The sequence below is a fragment of the Anaerocolumna cellulosilytica genome (assembly GCF_014218335.1).
Classification (GTDB): Bacteria; Bacillota; Clostridia; order Lachnospirales; family Lachnospiraceae; genus Anaerocolumna; species Anaerocolumna cellulosilytica.
Genome location: NZ_AP023367.1, coordinates 555851 through 574460, shown reverse-complemented (window position 1 = coordinate 574460; position 18610 = coordinate 555851). Strand labels below are relative to the sequence as shown.

The following is an 18610-nucleotide window of genomic DNA, read 5'->3' as shown; positions in this document are numbered from 1 at the left end:
AAATAAAGACAAATTTCGATTAATCAAAACAGATGATATATTGCTTCTCTTACAACGCCCTCTCCGCCCTTGGCGTTGCATATATAATCCGCTTCTCTTTTCACCATGTCAACTGCATCGGAAGGACATATCGTATAACCACATTTTTTAATGCACTCCAAATCATTTATATCATCGCCTATGTAAACAATTTCCTCTAACTCTATATTATACTTTTTGCAGAGACTGTCTACAATATCCATCTTATTGTTAATACCCATGTATAGTTCATTTATATTAAGCTTTTTAGCTCGATTCCGAACCATTTCTCGGTCTTCTCCTGTGATTATACAAGTCACGATACCTTTATCTCTTAAAATTTGAAATGCCATACCGTCTTTGGTATTAAATTTTTTTATTTCATCACCATGTTCTGTATAATACATACCACCATCAGTCAAAACACCGTCACAATCAGATATTACCATTTTAATTTCGGATGTATTTATTTTATTCCTATTCTTACTTTTATAGTATAACAATTGTTCTGTAATCTTCCAATCTACAGGTTCATCAATCTCATGATAGGTATCCTCTGGCATTTCAACCACTTTAATGTTTCCAGATATTCTATTCTTACTCTTTAAAAGCAATTCTTTCGAAGTTATATAAAAAGCTCCGTTCTCCACCAAATAACCGTCAAAATCTTGCCTTCTTGGTCTATTATAAATATCATAATTAATTGGAGTCCCGTAGTGATTATTAGTTTCCCAAAGAAATCTTTTCTGCCGAACTGCTGATAAAACACTATCCGTATTGTCACTTAGATACAGATTAAATCCGTTATTGAGATCTTCATAAGTAAGTAAGGGCGAAGTAGCTTGAATTAATACAATATTATCAAATTCAGTATTTTCAGCAAATTCAATCATTACCGCTTCTGTGGAGGCAGTATCAGTAGAACTTTCCTCACTTCGACTAACGACTCGCACCTTAGACAAGTTAAAATGCTCTACGATATTCCTAATCTCATTACTATCTGTAGATACATAAATTTCGTCAATATAGCTGCATTTTTCAGCAGCTATAAGTGTCCAATAAATAAGTGGCTTACCATTTATAGTTTTAATATTTTTTAGAGGTATTGATTTACTTCCTCCCCTTGCAGGTATTAAAGCGACTGTTTTTCTCATTTAAACATCCTCTATGCAAAATTTTTAATGACTTCTATATTACGTGTGTCTAAAAAAATTATTTGTCATATTTAAGTTTGTTACGTTGTACTTTTTCAATATCAAGAATATCTTCTTTTTTATAAGTTAATGCCTTGGAGACAGAAATTAGATTACGAACTAATCTTCTCATACCATCTGGTTCTAAAGATGCCGCATGGTCAGTTCCTTTCCAGGTGCGGTTTAGTGTAAAATGTCTTTCAAAATATTCTGCTCCCAGAGTATAGGCTGCAATATCTAATGATATCCCATTATGATGTCCTGAAAAACCAATCGACTTCACTATATTCCCAAAGTTTTCTCTAAGATATGTTATTTCAAGAAGACACACATCTTCATCCGGTACAGGGTAACCCGAAGTACAACTGTATATAACTGTGTCTTTTGCTCTGTTTTTCTCTACTAAAAATTCTACCAGTTCCTTTACTTCCGCCTTAGAAGTCATACCAACTGATATTTGTAACTCTCCTGCATAATTATCACACAACCATTCCAGCATCTTATAATTATTGTTTTGGGCAGACGGAATTTTTATGAATTCAGGTTGTAAGCTTGCAATCTCTTTTGCTGAGGTTAAATCCCAGACAGAAGTACTATAAACCAAACCCCACTCTTCACAATATTTTTTTAATTCTTTATGTTGTTCAACTGTAAACTCTAAAAATTCTCTATGCTCACCATATGTGTTTCCATAGGAATTATATGGATTAGGATGAGGAGCATTATACTGTTCTTCTGATAGCACTTCCTTGTTATTACGTTTCTGAAATTTCACTGCATTAACATTAGAAAATACTGCAGCAGTTTTAATCATTTCCTTTGCTATTTCCAAGTCTCCCATATGGTTACAACCAATTTCAGCTATTACAAATGGTTTCATAAAATTTATACCTCCAGCAAAATTTAATTATACAATAAATTATTATTTTTAGATATATTTGCAATCTCATCCGTTGCGATGACTATTTGTCCATAGATAAGTTTGCTTTTTTCAAATATGGATTTAATATCATCTGGCTCATCTTCTTTTACTGTATTTATTTCCCCCATAACATCACTTGTGGCTTCTGTGATATAGGAGTCAAGCAATCCGTACACCGGACTGCTAGTGACGTCCTCATTTATTTGCGTTAACCTTTTACATAAATCATTTTTATCCGCATCCTCGTAATCCGGCGTGGTTAGTAGTGTATCACAGATGTCACAAGCTTCTTGAGCCATCTGCTTAATCATCACTAAATCTAATTGACTATTTTTTAAATACTCTATAAATAATCCCATTTCTTCCTCTGAATATGCTGGTCTCATATTCTCCGATATTTGCTTACAATCTACTTCTTTCAAACAATATTTCTGTATCACATCCTTAAGAAGCATATTCCTTGCCCCTTTAATCATAGCGCCACCTTCAGTAGCATTAATTACTTCTATGTTTGGGGTAACTTCTATCATAGCTTCAAACCACTTTAAAAAATCAAACCAGTCATTTCTAGTCATAACCATATTACCATTATAACCTTCAACAGATATTAGATTATATTGAATACCCATGTCTATATTGGCATCTATGTGAGATGCCGTACCGTCTTCACCATAAGACAAATCTTGTCCTACTAATATAATCCTTTTAAATTTCATGTTCACGCATATTGAAAATGCAGCTGTCGCGACAGATGTTCCGATATTTAATTTATTCAGTATACATTTATTCAAATCCTTCATATAATAATTTATATAATCAAACGCATTATAAAATATCTTTTTACCTTTATGCTGCGCTAATATTTTGGCATTCGAATGTAGCTCTGCAAACAGTGGTATATCTACTTCATAGCTTGGGGCGAAGCAACTCTCAAGCTTTAAAGGATCTACTGTTACAGCATAGTCAGGAATAATATTTTGATCGTACAAATATTCCAAAGCCCGGTCTACAGCAAATATTACCGCCTTATTCTTCGCATCCTTTAAAAATTCAACATTCTTTTTAAGTGATGGCCCCGCCGCAACTATAATAGCAGGAAGATTTGAATCAAAAACATCAATGTAGTCATCTAATATATTACATTGTTTTATATATTTTAAATTTGTGAAAGTATTTTCTACTACAATTTTTCCAAAGCGCGCTTCTGTATTTCGCATCATGATAACACGATCATTATTATGTTTAATTTTGGTCAAAAAAGCTGTATAATCATTAAAATACATAATATTATACTGAGGTAAGCAGTTTATTCTTTGTGAGAACACATTTTCCCAATTTACATTAGATTCTAAATTTATCTTTAAATCAATATCATTTATATCTTTAACAACTACGCGAACTCTTTCATCAGATAAAATTTTCTCTAGGTTAAAATTTGTTAATACATACTGAAAAATAGCACAAGATGGTTCATAAACCACTAATTTATCATCTTTATTAAGCTTTTTTAGCAATTTTTGTATATATAAACCATGCCCAAATCCAAACATGAGAAATACTTTTCTGATGTCTTTTAAATCTAATGACTCCGCCCAAATATTTGCCTCTTCCACTGGCTTATATAAACTGTTCAATCTATATTCATAACCATCTTTTTCAACTACTATGGTTTTATAATCTTCTTTTGTTTCTAACAAATTAAAATTAATATCTTCATCAATCAATTGAAGCTTATCTTTTATTGCGGTGTGTAATTTTTCTTTACACGCTTGCAGTGTCTCTAAATTTCTTTTTAAGTAACTCATATAATCTCCCAATGACACATTTATAGTTGTTCCAGACACTCCTTTAAAATATCCATCAACTCATACTTCAATAAATCCGTTAGCAAAATAACATCTTTTTTTGATATAGCTGTCATTATATCAATTAGTTTGCTATTTAAAAGCAATTCATAATTTTTAAAAGCTTCTGTATTCACCGTTCTAAATTGTTCTGTAAGTAAAAACAATTGATTAATAATATTATTCAATTGTTCATATCCTTTAGGAAACTCCTGCCTATAAAAACATTTCGTATTTTCATCAATTAAATCATTTAACATTTGATACGTCTCATTAAGCTGACCCATTTATCCTCCTATCTAAATAAGGTTGGCCAAAGCCAACCTTAAATAAATATGAATACTTTTTTAAATTATCTTAATAAAGATAATACACCCTGAGATGACTGATTAGCCTGTGCAAGCATAGACTGAGCAGCCTGCTGTAAAATGTTGTTCTTAGAGTAAGTAACCATTTCGTTAGCCATGTTAACGTCACGGATACGAGATTCAGCAGCCTGTAAGTTTTCAGCAGTATTGTCAGCATTTGCTATTGTATGCTCAAGTCTGTTCTGAACTGCACCAAGTTTTGATCTCTGATCAGATACTTTTGTAATAGCTGCATTTACAACACTAATGAAAGCAGTTGCTTTTGTATAAGTTGAAACAGCACTTCCAATTGCAGTCTGAGTAAGTTCTAATGCACTTGCACGCATATCTTGAATGTTGAAAGAAATGTTCTGTCCACTGTTTGCTCCTACTTGCAAGTTAAGTGCAGTAGCTGAGAAAGAACCGCCTAATAACTTCATTGTATTGAATTCAGTCTGGCTACCAATTCTTGTAATTTCTGAAGTTAATGCCTGAAGTTCTTTTTGGATAGATGCACGGTCAACAGAAACGTTAGTATCATTAGCTGCCTGTACTGTTAATTCTCTCATTCTCTGAAGAATAGAGTGAGTTTCATTTAATGCACCTTCTGCTGTCTGGATTAAAGAAATACCATCCTGAGCATTTGTAGAAGCCTGTTCAAGACCTCTAATCTGTCCTCTCATTTTTTCAGAGATTGAAAGACCAGCTGCATCATCACCAGCACGATTAATTCTGTAACCAGAAGATAATTTTTCTGTAGATTTGGAAAGATTTCCGGTAGTGATTCCTAATTGTCTGTTAGTATTAGCAGACTGCATATTATGTTGAATAATCATAAGTATATTCCTCCTTGAATATATAGCAGCGTCCATGCTGCCACGTTTTTTATAGTAACCAATACCTCTGCTAAATTCTTCGGCCGTACGTACCTAAAATCATCACAGATTGGTATTTGCTTTACTTGATATATATATCGGCTTGTGTGAATAATACTTTATAGCATATTTTAAAATTTTTTATTTTTTTTTGTCTAAAAAAAACGATTGTTCTTGGTTTATGTTTGACATGTTTTTGTAGTAGTTAGCTGCCGTTCTATTATTTACATGAAAGCTCTTTATATTTTTTTTCTGTTCCATGAAGTACAAATCTAGCTTATTTTTATTTTTTAATTCTATGGCTTGAAGTTGAGCACTCTTAACGGTAATATCGCCAATATAGTTTTGCATTACATTTATTTCTGCTTTAAAATCTTGTTTGTTTTTTTGTAAGATTTCCTTGACATGCTCATAGACCATGTCAAATCCGGTATCTAATTGATTCAATTGATGAATTAACTTTTCTTTACTTGAAAAGCTCTCATCTACAAATTCCATATTGGCTTCAAAATCATCAAAATACCCCTCTTGCAATTGTGTTATTTGTATTAATTCATTCAAAACCACTATTTTTTTGCTCAATGTATCTGTTAAAATGTTTATATAAGTTTTATTATCCACATATTCTCCTTATAACAGACTTATTTAGCCGATTTCATAACCTCTTTCCAGGTATCTCTCATTTCACGAATATAACCCAAAGCTTCATTAAGTACTGCTTTATCTTTCTTAATATTAGCATTTATTAAGGTTTCATATATGTAGTCATACACTCTGTCAAAGTCTTCCGCGACAGGATATTTTGAATCCAATGTCGTCTTAAGGTAAGTAATAATCTTCTCCGCTTTGATTATATTCTCATTTGCCTTATTGATGTCTTTTTCTTGTATTCCGAGCATAGCAATATTACAAAATTTTATGGCACCATCATACAACATTAATGTTAGCTCTGATGGTGAAGCCGTATTGATTTTATTATTTTGGTATGCTGCTGCTGCGTTAACAGGCATGCTTTACCACCTCCTCGTACCCATTATATCATAATATAAGACAAAAGTATACATTTCCTATCCCTATTGGGACCCAAAAAGCCCGGCTAAAGAGTTACTCTGTGACTGGAGCTTTGCAAGAGCCGTTTCCATTGCTGAAAACTGTTTATAGTATCTATTCTCCATTTCAGTTAGCTTTTTTTCTAACACTTTTATTTTCTTTTTATAATCTGTCTGCTCTTTGTCTATAAGCTTATCATTATAAGCTGTAAATACACTTCTTACGTTTGGAATTGCTTTTGTCTTATCATAAACCGTATCATATAGATTTTGGAATATACCTGACAGAGCCGCTATTGCATCTTCCGGATTTTCTGTGAGTGCTTTTTTTAATTTATCAGTTTTTTGTGAGTAAACACTATCCTCTGAATTTCCGTATATATGTAATAATCCTTTTTCCGTGTAATCAGTAGATGTTTCCACGCCAAAGGAGGCCAATGAAAACTTTTTGCCATTTACCTCAACCGATGACATCATTGCTGTTTTCATAGCATCTAGCAAAGAACCCAAGCTTGAATCTCTTCGTAGTCCAGAATCCTTAATTTTAGATTCCCACTTTTCTATCTGGTCATCCGACATTGCTTCTTTTTCTTCATCACTCAGAGGGTCATAACCTCTGGAGGAATCAGCATAATAAAGCTTATTCATCTCAGCCAATAATTCATTATATGATTTTATAAAATTCTTAACCATATCATAGTTGGCATCTACGTTATTTGAAACAGTAAGATTAATACTTTGTCCGGCAGGCAAATCACCTTTAAGGTTAAGGGTTAAACCATTTACGCTTATTGTATTAGAAGTACCAGTAATAACTACACCATTATACTTTACCTGGCTATTTTCTGCTGCAACTATTGTGGATAAGGAAGTTCCTGTTGATATCCTCTTACCATCCTTATCAAGGGCATCTAATTGGAGATTTTGCAGCAGCGCATTCGCATCACTTTCGGGTATTTTACTATTCGTAACAAATGTGGATGCTAGATTTTCCATTTCATTAACAGCGGTATCTATGGCAGTCTGATTATCTTCTATGGCTTTTGTATAACGGTTATCAGGTGTAATTTCTTTTTCTGCTGCAATCGCCTCTGCTACCTTGGTTTCTACAGCCGCTTTTATTCTTTTAGAGGAAGCAGTTATTTTTTCGTCCTGTTTTGTCTGAATAGCTGCCAACTGCTCTTCTGTAAGTGTATCCTTCGTGATGGCATTTATTTCTTCTTCTGTAGCACCATTCTTTCTTGCCTCTTCTTTAATTAATACAATTTGTTGTTCTAAAACTTCTGTTCTTATATTCTCTTCTTCAGCCGTTGTGGCAACCGGTGTTATTTCTGCTCTTATGGCTTGATCTACAGTATTCTCTATACTTCTTTTTGTTTTTGCCTCTGCATAGTCTGCTAATATCTTAGTTGCAACATCAATATCAGCCTGAACACTTGTATCATTTGTTAAAACTATAAGTGCCGAGTCAACTTTTCCTTTGTCCTTTGTTGAAAGTGTACTATATCCAACTGAATCTAATATATTGTTTTTAACCGATGTAGCTGTAGAAGTTGAAGCTGTAATTCCAAAGGTGTTATCTTCACCGCTATATTTTGAGCTAATGAAAAGTCTTCCTTGGCTTTTATCAAAATTAGCAGTCAGCCCTGCTGATTGTGCTACTTTAACTAAATCATCTATCGTTGTATCTTTTGTAACTTCAAGCGTCTTTACTTTATTCCCGTTCGTAAATCGAACTAAGGTTTCCACACCTATTCCTATATCTTTTAGTTTTGTAGTACCTGTTGCATTTTCTCCGTTATGTTTTATAACTCCACTTGTAACATATTGAGCACTAGCAAGCTTAATATCCGATATAACATGTGATCCTTCTGCTGAATTAGCATTGCCGGTAGCTTCTAAGACATTCTCATTGGAAGATGATACTTTTTTTGTTAAATAACTACCTTGTAATCTCATCTTACTTAAACTTTCATTATATAACTTAAACAGTTTCGTATTAAGTTCTTTCCATTTTTCTTCTTTCCACTCAGACTTCACAAGTTTATCAGATACCTTTTTATTTTTTAGTTTCTGAGCATTTACAAGTTCTTTAATGAGTGATTCTGTATCCATTCCCGAAATTAATCCTGTCATTCTAACTGCCATATATATCCTCCTCTTCTTTTGCTAGCCTAATAAAACATTTTTTATTGGTTTTATCTAACTAGTTAAACTGGCTATTTAATCTAGCTGCTCTTTATAATCTTTCATCTATTAGCAGACCTGCTACCTCCCACATCTTTTGAATCATTTCCAGAGTCTTTTCCGGTGGAATTTCTTTAATTACTTCATTTGTGACTTCATCCATAACTTTGATGGAGACCCTTTTGATTTCTTCATTATAAGAGAATTCTAATCTCCTTCTGGAATCCTTTATCTTATGATTGGTTTCATCAACAATATTTTTTACTCTCTTTGCATCAACCTGGGTGTCTTCCCTATCCTCTTTCCCTGTACCTCCTTGTACCTTTACACCATGATAAGCAACACCACTTATTGCTGCGGCTTTTACCGCACTCTGTACCTTTTGCTCTGTTTTGCTGTCGATATAGGCTGCTCCGGTGTTTGAAACTGAATTTACTGCCATAATGTCCACCTCCGTGTGGTTGGGTCTTTTACCCATTCCTTAATATTTAGGTAATATATCGGCATTTTCCAGAAATAATTTATAATTATCGCTTAAATTATAAAAGAGTTCAATTTCATGCCACTATGCAATCCTCAAACACCCGGTCCGCCGATATGATATTAAAAACCTTTACTACAAAAATAGTTTCCCTATTTTCAGATAATGAATATTCCTGTTACTGTAAGCTTATCTACTTTTCTCTTAAAATAATTTCTTTAAATCTTCCACAGATATCTGGCTTTCCACTGCTTCCTTATTGGCCTCCTGTATCTGCACATAGATTTCCTTCCTATATATCGGTATAGATTTAGGTGCATTAATTCCAATCTTGACCTGATCACCTTTAATCTCTAAGATAGAAATCTCTATATCGTTTCCAATTATAATGGATTCATTTATTTTACGGGTAAGGGCTAGCATTTATTTCTCTCCCTTCTCTTTTTTCAGTGCCTGCACAACATCATATATATTATATTTTATTTCATAATCTGCATTCTCTACAATAATCTGACTGCCTTTCCTTGAATCCGAATTAATTATAAAAGGTGCTTTTAGGTTAGCAGTCATTTTTGTTAAATCAGATGGCACGGTTAAAGAAAGTAAAATAACCAGATTATCTTCTTTAATATTTCCCAAAGGTTTTAGTACTTCATCTTCTACAATCGGATTATAATCCGCTCTAATATGAAAAGGATTAATAACAGGAAGTGCTAAGCTAGGTTCCTCAAGACTTTGAAGCCAGGAGATACCTACTTTATCTTCACTATCAATATCATAAAGTATCGTAAACTGCTTATATTGCTCAAAGCCCATGATGCCACGCTCAAAGGTTATAATCTTAGCTTCCTCTAAATCTATTTCTCCAAAGTACTTTGTTTTTACTAACATGCCTTCTCCTTTTCCTGCCTGGGACAGGCTCTATCTTATTCTATAAAAAATCTAACAAGCTACTTCTAACGACTTTAGATGCTGCATTTAAAGATGCCGTATAGATTGCCTCTTGTGAGGTTAATTTTATATATGTTTCTACCATATCAACATCTTCATTAGCCGATAATAAATCTTCAAATTCTACCTGTTGGTCAGATAGACGGCTTTCTGTAAGCTCCAGTCTAACATAACGGCTGCCTAAGTCAGCAATTGATACATTCAAGGTTTCCTGATATTTTTTACTGGAAGCTATCCCACCTTCAAATTTCTTTTGCATGATACTGCTTTTTAATGTCAACTCTGTTTTGCAATGCTCTAGCAAGCGGTTCAAATTCTGAATTTCAGCTTCTGTTTTCGTTGGGTCTTTCAGCTGTTTTTCTATCTCAGTAATTTTTGCCTCAACTGCTTCTACATCCTTTACTGCTGAAAGAATTTCATCGATATCTCTGCCCACCCCATGTTGTAAGGCGTCTTTTCCCTGGGTATTTACAGTAAGCTTCTGATTAAAATTAACCTCATACTGAATTTGCTGATCTGTTGGTTCATATACGGTAGTCTTACCAGTATCCGAATCCACTGTTTCACATTTGAAATAATGCTCAGGACGCAACTCGCCTTCTTTAAACTCTTTTTTATCATAAGTAATAGATATGTTGTCAGCATTTTTCATGTTGCCATATACCGTATCACCTAAGATTAGTTCGCCTGTTTCAGGAATAAAATTAATAGCTCCTGGTGCCGGTTTATATGCATTGGGGTTAGTTGCCGAAATAGTGTTTACTGCAACTGTTGTTGGGCCAGTTCCGTAGGTAACATTTATTGCACCAGTTGGTGTTACCAGATTATCATATGACAAACGAATTCTATGCATATTATCTAACTGGGGTGATGGGTCGGTTACCGCAACTGTGCTGTCAACATCATAAGCTCCAGATACCTTGGAGAGTGATTCTATATTTTTGCCAGAAAACTGTTCAGTTATTTTGTAGGTGAGGTTAGTCGTCTTTTCGTTAAAAATCAGACTGGTATCCGTTTTATAGCCAGTTAGTACATATCTTCCAGCGTAATTTGAATTTCCCTCCTGATATATCTGTTTTTTTAATTCTGTCAATGTTTCTGCTATACTGGCGCGGTCTGGAGCCTCAAGATGATCATTGGCCCCCTGGTTACATAGGGTATTGATTTTAGTAAACATTTCATTCACATTTTTTAATGCACTTTCTGTTACTTCCATCCAGGACATGGCATCCGGTATATTCTTCTCCAGATACTGATTTAATTCCCTCAAATTTGTACGTAACTTAAGTGCTCTGACAGCTACAATCGGATCTTGAGAGGGTCGTTGGATTTTCTTACCTGTTGCATATTGTGAGTCTAATATAGATAAATTATTCTTATTGTTATTGATGTTAGACATCATATTATTAGTCATCATTTTGTTTGTAATTCGCATACCTTCATTCCTTCTTTCTGGACATATCCGATATTTAAGCCTGTTAAGTTAGCATTTATACGGCGGTTCCATTGATTAGCTTATCGTAGATTTCGTTCATTATAGAGATAACTTTTGAAGATAAATTATAAGCTCTTTGATACATTACCATATTCATACCTTCTTCTTCACCGTCTACTCCTGATACGGATAATCTTTGATTCTTTACCATAGATAAGATATTTGCCTGATTCGTAGCAAAATCTTCTGATTTCTTTGAATCAACACCAACCTCAGCTACTATTGTTTGAAAGAAGGAAGCCGGTGTTCCTTGCTTAAACATAGAGGTATTCCCTTTTAATGCAAGCAATTTATTTAATATATCATTTTTTTCCACACCTTCTTCTACAGGCGTACCGCTTGTTACTGTTTTAGAGGAAGTAACGATTTTATTCGGATCCTTATAGATAGCTTCTGTAATTGTAAAATTACCTGCTGTAATATTATAATAACCATTGGCAATCGTATCAAGCGTATAGTTCTCACCGGTTACCGGATGCGTTCCATTGAAGAAATCTATTCCTTTCTCTCCGTTTAAATCCTCACCTTGTTTATGTAAGTTGTTGAATTCTTTGGCAAAGGTTCTTACCAGCTCATTTACCTGGCTCATATAATAAGGGATCCCTTTATAATCTACACTATCTCCTATGGAAGCAGATTTTCCGCTCATATTAGCAGTGATAGCATTCTCCATAGTAAAGTTGTATTGATAGGTTTTTGTTGCAGAATCATACACTGCTTCAAAGCTTGTGTATTTGTATTCTCTGTTGTCAATTGTAAGAATGCCTTCAGATGGTATGTTTAATTTTTCCATAGCGTTTACGTTAGAGTTTACTATGGATAATACATTATCACCAACCGTTGTATCTACCACTTTTCCATTAAAGTTTTCTTTATTATTTCCATCTCTTACCTGAAACAAAGACTGGAGATATCCGCCGATTGTCGTTGTCTGAGGATTAAAATTTTGTCCGTTACCCCACTGTATATCGTATAATCCGTCAATATCACTCTGATTTTGTTTCACATCTCTTTGGACTACCTTTAATGTATTATAGGAATCCGTATTAACCAAAGTCTGCCCATCTATTTTTACCACATAGCTGGTTACGCCTACATCATTTCCAACTACATGTTCTGACACAGATACATTCACTATTTTTGACAAATCATCTAAAAGTAGTTCTCTTTTATCCCTTAAATCATTAGCAATTCCGCCACCGGCCTCCAAAGTGTTAATCTGCTTTGTGACTGCTGAAATCTGCTGTGCCAAGGAATTGATGGAGTCTACCTGATTTTTTATTTCAAAATTACATTCTTCCTGAATCGTTTTGAGACTATTTGACCGATTGTTAAAATACTCTGTCAAACTTTTTGCATAATTAACAACTTCTGTACGTTTTGTAAGACTTCCGGAATCCGTAGATAATCCCTGTAAACTTGTGTATAACGAATTAAATGAAGTTGTAAATCCTTCCATTGCTACATCATTAAAATTGTTTTCTATTTCCTTCATATAGTAATACTTAGCGTCATATTCACCATACATAGTGTTATTAGCTCTATATTTTAAATCATAGTATTTGTTTCTTGCCTGTTCAATACCAGTTACTACAACACCGGTTCCTGCCATACCATAGGAACTGTTAACCCTAAGTGGGGTGTCCGCTGACTGGTTGACAATTTGTCTTGTATATCCATTTGTTTCCGTATTCGCTACATTATGTGCGGTTGTATTTAATCCCGCCTGGTATGTATATAAGCCGCTTAAACCAATATTCAAACCGAAAAATGTTGATGGCATCTTCTTCACCTCTGTTTTTATATAATTTAATAGTTGAGATTTTATTTTATAATCTGGTAAGTATATGTTCTAACATCTGGTCTACCACAGTTATAAACCGGGAAGAAGCATTATATGCGTGCTGGAATTTTATCAGATTGGTTAACTCTTCATCAGAAGATACACCTATTACCTGTTGGCGTTGGCTATCTATTCTGTCTACCATTGTTGCCTGATTTACACTTATAGACTCTAATTGCTGCCCCCTGATAGACAAGTCGCCTATGAAAGCCACGTAATAGTCTTTAAAGTTGCTTACCGGAGTATCTGGTGATACACTGGCAAAAGGATTATCCCACAATCCAAGCAGTGCTTCTGCCGCTCTATAGTCCACTTCATTGGAGCCATTGTTTGAACTTAGCGGCAGAACAGAATGGTTACTGGATATCTTCGAATTTATCTCAATTTCACCAATGGTAAACATAGTGTACACATCTGATGAATCCTCTTCGTTATATATACGTACAGACTTTGATGTGGTGGTTCCATCTGCATTTAGAATGTTCACAGTAGTGGGCGCACTGTATCTGTCTACTGATTTGCGATTAAATAGTGCTTCGCCCATAGTGTAATCCGGCTCATCCATTCCTATAGGTGCATTTTCTTCATCTAATATCCAGATTTCAGAACCATCATCCAAGGTTACTTTCACATTGGGTGAAAGGATATCGTTGATAGCTGTCACAACACCATGTATGAGTTGATCAAATTGTGCCTGTACTGTCATAATTACCGAGGTATTTAATGTATCATTGTAATTTTTTACTGCATCGTCGTATGCCTTATCTGTTGCATAGTTCCCGCGAACCGGAATATCCGTGTAACGAGCCTGTTTATCACCTCTTGCAACCAAAAGCCCCTTCAAGGAACCAACATCGGTATCATCCTTCGTAGTAGACGGCTTTTCAAGTTCATATACATCGATATTGTCATAGCCTGTCCATACAGGCTTTAACAAATTAGAAGTTGCACTTATTTTTGCAGTGCCCATTTTGTACACGTTACTTTCTGTTACCAGAGGCATACCTTCTGCATTAACAGTTACAACACCATCCATATGTTCTTTATATGTTATATTAATTATCTTTCCAAGTTCATCTATTAAAGAGTTGCGGGTATCTCTTAAGTCATTGGCATTCTCTATACCCGTACTCTCATAGTGTCTTATATCATTATTTAATTTTTCTATTTCTTCTGCAATTTTGTTAATCCGGTTTACCTTACCAGTAATTTGGGTATTTAAATTAACCTGGTATTCATTTAATTGGTTATATACTATATCTGCCCGTTCTATAAAACTTTGAGCGTTTTTAATGAAATCGGCACGACTTTCAATTGCTCCCGGCTGCTTGCCGACTTCCTGAAGAGACTCCCAAAGTTCTTCCAAAGCATTTTGAAATGCAACCCCTTCTAGTTCTCCCAGCATGCTTTCTACTTCTGATACTGCTTCATATTGTACCTCATAAAAGCCTTGCCTTCCGATTTCTTTGCGGTATGATTTGTCTAAGAACGTATCCCTTACCTGACGTACAGTTTGTATATCTACACCGATTCCCGTCTGAAAAGTAGTTAGATGGTTTACTCCCCAGTTAAAATAGGTACTATCGGCTTGCACTACCTGCTGCCTTACATAACCTTTGGTGTTTATATTAGTTAAATTATGTGCTGTTGTGTTTAAAGCATTCTGACTTGTAGTTAAGCCAGAAACTCCTGTATATAAACTACTCATTAAACTCAAAGAATTTCACCTGCCCTTTTTCTAATGATATTGTATATTGTCTGCATCATTTTCCTTGAAGGTTCTGCTATTGCTTTGCATCAAACATCCCTGTTTGCAAAGCAGGCGTATCTAACTGCGAGGCGCCCTTCGTATAGCTTAAATTCCCCGGTGACATCCTTGTACTCTGAATAAAATTCATATTGAATTCTATCATCTCTAGGGATTGTTGTATTAACGACTTGTTACGATTATTGACTTCAACCAGTTTTTGAATGGTTCTTTTTAGATTATCATGAATTTCTGAAAGTTGATTTTGTTCTTTTGGCTGCTTTTCCATCATTTGTATTACAGTTGATATGTGAATGGTTTCAGGTGCTTTACTGACTACCGTTCCTATATTTTTAATAATTTCTTCTCTTTTCTTTTCCAGAACATAAATCTGTTCTACCATTAGCTGCTCTTTTTCTGTCAGCTCCTGAAGTTCTTTCAGATTATTACTTACAATTACCTTTGTTTTTTCTTCAGCAGCCGGAATCATTAGTTTATATAACTCACACTGCTGCTCCAGGGTCTGAATTAAATCTTCAATTAAACTTGCCACGAAATCAACCCTCTTTTCCTATTAAATTGTTGCCATATAAGGCAACAGCCTTATATGGTTTTTTCAAAATACTTTTCAACGACGGTGTTAGCGACCTCTTTCATACTTACATTATAAGTACCGGATTCGAATCGGCTCTTAATATCCTTTATTTTATCTTCTCTGATATCTGCTGCCGCCGCTACCGCTTGTTTTGCTATCTGGTAATCTTTAGCTGTACGAGATATTTCAACCTGATCTGTCGATTTTATATTCGTTGTTTTAGTTGTCTTTTGTATTGTATTGGTCTGATATACCTGTGAAATTTTATTATATGCATCAATACGCATGTGATTCACCACCTGTCTATAATTCGTTATTCCTATTTTATTTATCGGACATTTTAAGGTTTATATTATAGCTTCCATTATTATTTTTTTCTTTTTCTTGGCAATTTACTATATTCCTTCCTATATAAGACATAATATGCAAATATGCGACAAAAACCGGCGAGCAGTTTCTATTGAAGCTGCTCGCCGGTTTTTGTATTGTTATAGTCATAAACTTCTCATACTCTGTTGTATACTTTATCATGTGTGTTTTTAGTGTACAACTTTTTCCATTATTCGTATTTCATGTCCTTTAAGATGTCGCTAAAATCAAAGGTCGCAAAATAATCCTTTGGCTCTTCCTTCCTGCGGATTAACTGAACAGAACCATCCTCTTGTAATAAAAGTTCAGCAGATTTTAACTTTCCATTATAATTGTAGCCCATTGCATATCCATGCGCTCCCGTATCATGTATTACAAATAAATCTCCGATATCAACTTTTGGTAGCATACGGTCAATTGCAAATTTATCATTGTTTTCACACAAAGAACCTGTTACATCATATTTATGGTCACAGGGTTCGTTCTCCTTACCCATAACAGTAATATGATGGTATGATCCGTACATAGCAGGCCTCATTAAATCTACTGCACAGGCATCCAAACCAATGTATTCCTTATAGATGTGCTTTTCATGTATTGCTGTAGCAACCAGATGTCCGTAAGGCGCTAGCATGAAACGCCCAAGTTCTGTGTATATTTCCACATCTCCCATACCTGCTGGTACTAAAACTTCTTCATAAGCTTTGCGTACGCCTTCACCGATTGCTAATATATCATTTCCCTGTTGGTCCGGTTTATAAGGAACGCCTACACCGCCGGACAGATTAATGAATTTAATCTTAGCCCCTGTTGTTTCTTTTAATTCTACCGCAAGCTCAAATAGGATCTTAGCTAATATCGGATAATACTCATTGGTTACGGTATTACTGGCTAAGAAAGAATGTATTCCAAACTGTTTCGCACCCAGGTTCATAAGTTTTTTATAGCCTTCAACCATCTGTGCCTTTGTAAATCCATACTTTGCATCCCCTGGATTGTCCATAATACCGTTGCTGATGGTAAATACACCACCAGGGTTATATCTGCAGCATATGGTTTCCGGAATACCGGTAATACCATTTAAAAAGTCTATATGAGTATAATCATCAAGATTAATAATCGCATTTAATTCTGCCGCTTTTTTAAATTCTTCCGGCGGAGTCGCATTGGAGGAGAACATAATATCTTCCCCTTTAAAATCAAGCGCCTCTGACAGCATAAGTTCTGTTAAGGAAGAACAGTCTACTCCACAGCCTTCTTCTTTTAATATTTTTAATAGGTATGGGTTCGGAGTTGCCTTTACTGCAAAATATTCTCTAAAGCCTTTGTTCCAGCTAAAAGCCTCTTTTAATCTTCTGGCATTTTCACGAATACCTTTTTCATCATATATATGAAATGGGGTTTTATGTTCCTTTATTATTTCTTTAAGTTGTTCTAACGTCACAAATGGTTTTTTCATCGTAATACCACACTATATTCCATTCATTCCTTTTGGAATATGCCACTTTAAAACAGGCTGAAAGAACTCCTTTGTGGCTTCCTTTCTGTTTGTTATTTCCCTCCAGCCATTCTTTTTAATCCCAATTTTTATTATAGTGGTCTGCAAATACAGCAAATTTATTATCACACATTACTACGATAAAGTAAAGATGGATTTTTAATACCAATCTATATAAAATTTTGCCCTATCTTTCGCATTTTCAGACACGCTCTAATTCAGATTAAAAAAGAATGAAGGCTTTAGCAACCTTCATTGGTTTCGTATATTTATACATTTTTATTATAAAAAATACTATAATATAATTTATTACACATGTCAATTCCTTTTCCGAGAATTTTGTCTTATTGATAATATTTTGCAGTATAGGAAGAATCCCTAACCTTTTTCGGAAAATCATTTCTTCTCAGGCTGTATAATTTCAAACTTCCCTAGAGTCAGCTGCTTTATAAAATCTTGAATATCCGCTATCGGTATTTTGCTGATAAGACCGCTTCTTGGTGTTACTTTATGATGAGCATCGGAACCTGCCGTTACTATCTTTTTCAACTCCTCTGCATATCGGAATGCCATTTGATTCGATTCCGTTCGCTTGTTGCTTGCATTTAGTACTTCTACCCCATCAATATATTCCGGGCACATTGGTAACTCTCCGCTAATCGCCTCCAAAGACCGGTACGGATGGGCATGTACCATAAAACCTCCTGCTCTTTTAATCTCTTTGTAAAGAGTTTTAATATCCCAGTAGAGTTTCTCCGGATGCTGATAAAGCCAATGCTTATCCAAGCCGTATACTAAAAAATCTCTTCCGTAATAGGTTTCTTCCCATCCAAAAAAAACTGATAATCCAAGTCTTTTTCCTTCGGCTAGAGCATTTTCATAGCCCTTTGCCAGCCCGTCAACTCTTTCCTTCCAAGGCAGCTTACGAGGAACGTTGCTATTACCGTTAAAAAAGTGATCTGTTATGATAATGCCGCTATAACCAAGTTTTTTGTATATCCTTACTTGTTCTTTTCCGGTTACAAAAGCGCAGGCACTGCCTTCTTTTGTATGAACATGGGTGTCGTATTTATATAAATTCATGCAGCATCTTCTTTCTGTTCTATTTCCTTCACCAGTTACAGTTTAACATACTTTTCTTTTGAATTCAATGAAAGGCAGAATTTTGTCGCTGCAATTTGTCATATATCCTCAGC

Annotated in this window: 18 protein-coding genes; all 18 read right to left on the bottom strand. The window is 34.8% G+C overall.

Annotation, left to right across the window (positions count from 1 at the left end; genetic code table 11):
- Positions 1 to 23: 23 nt before the first annotated feature.
- Positions 24 to 1172, bottom strand: a complete 1149-nt coding sequence (locus acsn021_RS02610) for an N-acylneuraminate cytidylyltransferase (protein WP_184092634.1) — start codon at positions 1170 to 1172, stop codon at positions 24 to 26.
- Between the two features lie 58 nt (positions 1173 to 1230).
- Positions 1231 to 2091, bottom strand: coding sequence for an N-acetylneuraminate synthase family protein (locus acsn021_RS02605; RefSeq protein WP_184092635.1), 861 nt, complete (start codon positions 2089 to 2091; stop codon positions 1231 to 1233).
- 23 nt (positions 2092 to 2114) lie between these two features.
- Positions 2115 to 3938 (bottom strand): motility associated factor glycosyltransferase family protein, encoded by a 1824-nt coding sequence (locus tag acsn021_RS02600; RefSeq protein ID WP_184092636.1) that lies wholly within the window; start codon positions 3936 to 3938, stop codon positions 2115 to 2117.
- Positions 3939 to 3958: 20 nt separating this feature from the next.
- Positions 3959 to 4264, bottom strand: a complete 306-nt coding sequence (locus acsn021_RS02595) for a hypothetical protein (RefSeq protein ID WP_184092637.1) — start codon at positions 4262 to 4264, stop codon at positions 3959 to 3961.
- Between the two features lie 65 nt (positions 4265 to 4329).
- The gene (locus acsn021_RS02590; protein ID WP_184092638.1) at positions 4330 to 5160 is read right to left on the bottom strand and encodes a flagellin N-terminal helical domain-containing protein; all 831 of its coding nucleotides are present in this window, start codon (positions 5158 to 5160) and stop codon (positions 4330 to 4332) included.
- A gap of 180 nt (positions 5161 to 5340) precedes the next feature.
- Positions 5341 to 5820, bottom strand: a complete 480-nt coding sequence (locus acsn021_RS02585; RefSeq protein WP_184092639.1) for a hypothetical protein — start codon at positions 5818 to 5820, stop codon at positions 5341 to 5343.
- A gap of 20 nt (positions 5821 to 5840) precedes the next feature.
- Complete coding sequence (gene fliS, locus acsn021_RS02580) at positions 5841 to 6209, bottom strand: flagellar export chaperone FliS (RefSeq protein WP_184092640.1); 369 nt, start codon at positions 6207 to 6209, stop codon at positions 5841 to 5843.
- Between the two features lie 63 nt (positions 6210 to 6272).
- Entirely contained in the window at positions 6273 to 8396 is a 2124-nt protein-coding gene (fliD, locus tag acsn021_RS02575) for a flagellar filament capping protein FliD (protein WP_184092641.1), read from the bottom strand.
- A 91-nt stretch (positions 8397 to 8487) separates the two neighbouring features.
- Entirely contained in the window at positions 8488 to 8877 is a 390-nt protein-coding gene (locus acsn021_RS02570) for a flagellar protein FlaG (RefSeq protein ID WP_243167850.1), read from the bottom strand.
- Between the two features lie 243 nt (positions 8878 to 9120).
- On the bottom strand, positions 9121 to 9339 hold the full coding sequence (csrA, locus tag acsn021_RS02565; protein ID WP_184092643.1) for a carbon storage regulator CsrA: 219 nt from the start codon (positions 9337 to 9339) through the stop codon (positions 9121 to 9123).
- Positions 9340 to 9807 carry a flagellar assembly protein FliW gene (fliW, locus tag acsn021_RS02560; protein ID WP_184092644.1) on the bottom strand — a complete coding sequence of 156 codons (468 nt, stop codon included), beginning with the start codon at positions 9805 to 9807 and terminating at the stop codon, positions 9340 to 9342.
- Between the two features lie 40 nt (positions 9808 to 9847).
- Positions 9848 to 11302 carry a flagellar hook-associated protein FlgL gene (gene flgL / locus acsn021_RS02555; RefSeq protein ID WP_184092645.1) on the bottom strand — a complete coding sequence of 485 codons (1455 nt, stop codon included), beginning with the start codon at positions 11300 to 11302 and terminating at the stop codon, positions 9848 to 9850.
- 55 nt (positions 11303 to 11357) lie between these two features.
- On the bottom strand, positions 11358 to 13145 hold the full coding sequence (flgK, locus tag acsn021_RS02550; RefSeq protein ID WP_184092646.1) for a flagellar hook-associated protein FlgK: 1788 nt from the start codon (positions 13143 to 13145) through the stop codon (positions 11358 to 11360).
- A gap of 46 nt (positions 13146 to 13191) precedes the next feature.
- Positions 13192 to 14913 (bottom strand): flagellar hook-associated protein FlgK, encoded by a 1722-nt coding sequence (gene flgK, locus acsn021_RS02545; protein ID WP_243167852.1) that lies wholly within the window; start codon positions 14911 to 14913, stop codon positions 13192 to 13194.
- Between the two features lie 76 nt (positions 14914 to 14989).
- Entirely contained in the window at positions 14990 to 15505 is a 516-nt protein-coding gene (locus acsn021_RS02540) for a flagellar protein FlgN (RefSeq protein WP_184092648.1), read from the bottom strand.
- Positions 15506 to 15555: 50 nt separating this feature from the next.
- Positions 15556 to 15834 (bottom strand): flagellar biosynthesis anti-sigma factor FlgM, encoded by a 279-nt coding sequence (gene flgM / locus acsn021_RS02535; RefSeq protein WP_184092649.1) that lies wholly within the window; start codon positions 15832 to 15834, stop codon positions 15556 to 15558.
- A gap of 272 nt (positions 15835 to 16106) precedes the next feature.
- Positions 16107 to 17375 (bottom strand): diaminopimelate decarboxylase, encoded by a 1269-nt coding sequence (locus tag acsn021_RS02530; protein ID WP_184092650.1) that lies wholly within the window; start codon positions 17373 to 17375, stop codon positions 16107 to 16109.
- Between the two features lie 435 nt (positions 17376 to 17810).
- Positions 17811 to 18497 carry a PHP domain-containing protein gene (locus acsn021_RS02525; RefSeq protein WP_184092651.1) on the bottom strand — a complete coding sequence of 229 codons (687 nt, stop codon included), beginning with the start codon at positions 18495 to 18497 and terminating at the stop codon, positions 17811 to 17813.
- Positions 18498 to 18610 lie beyond the last annotated feature (113 nt).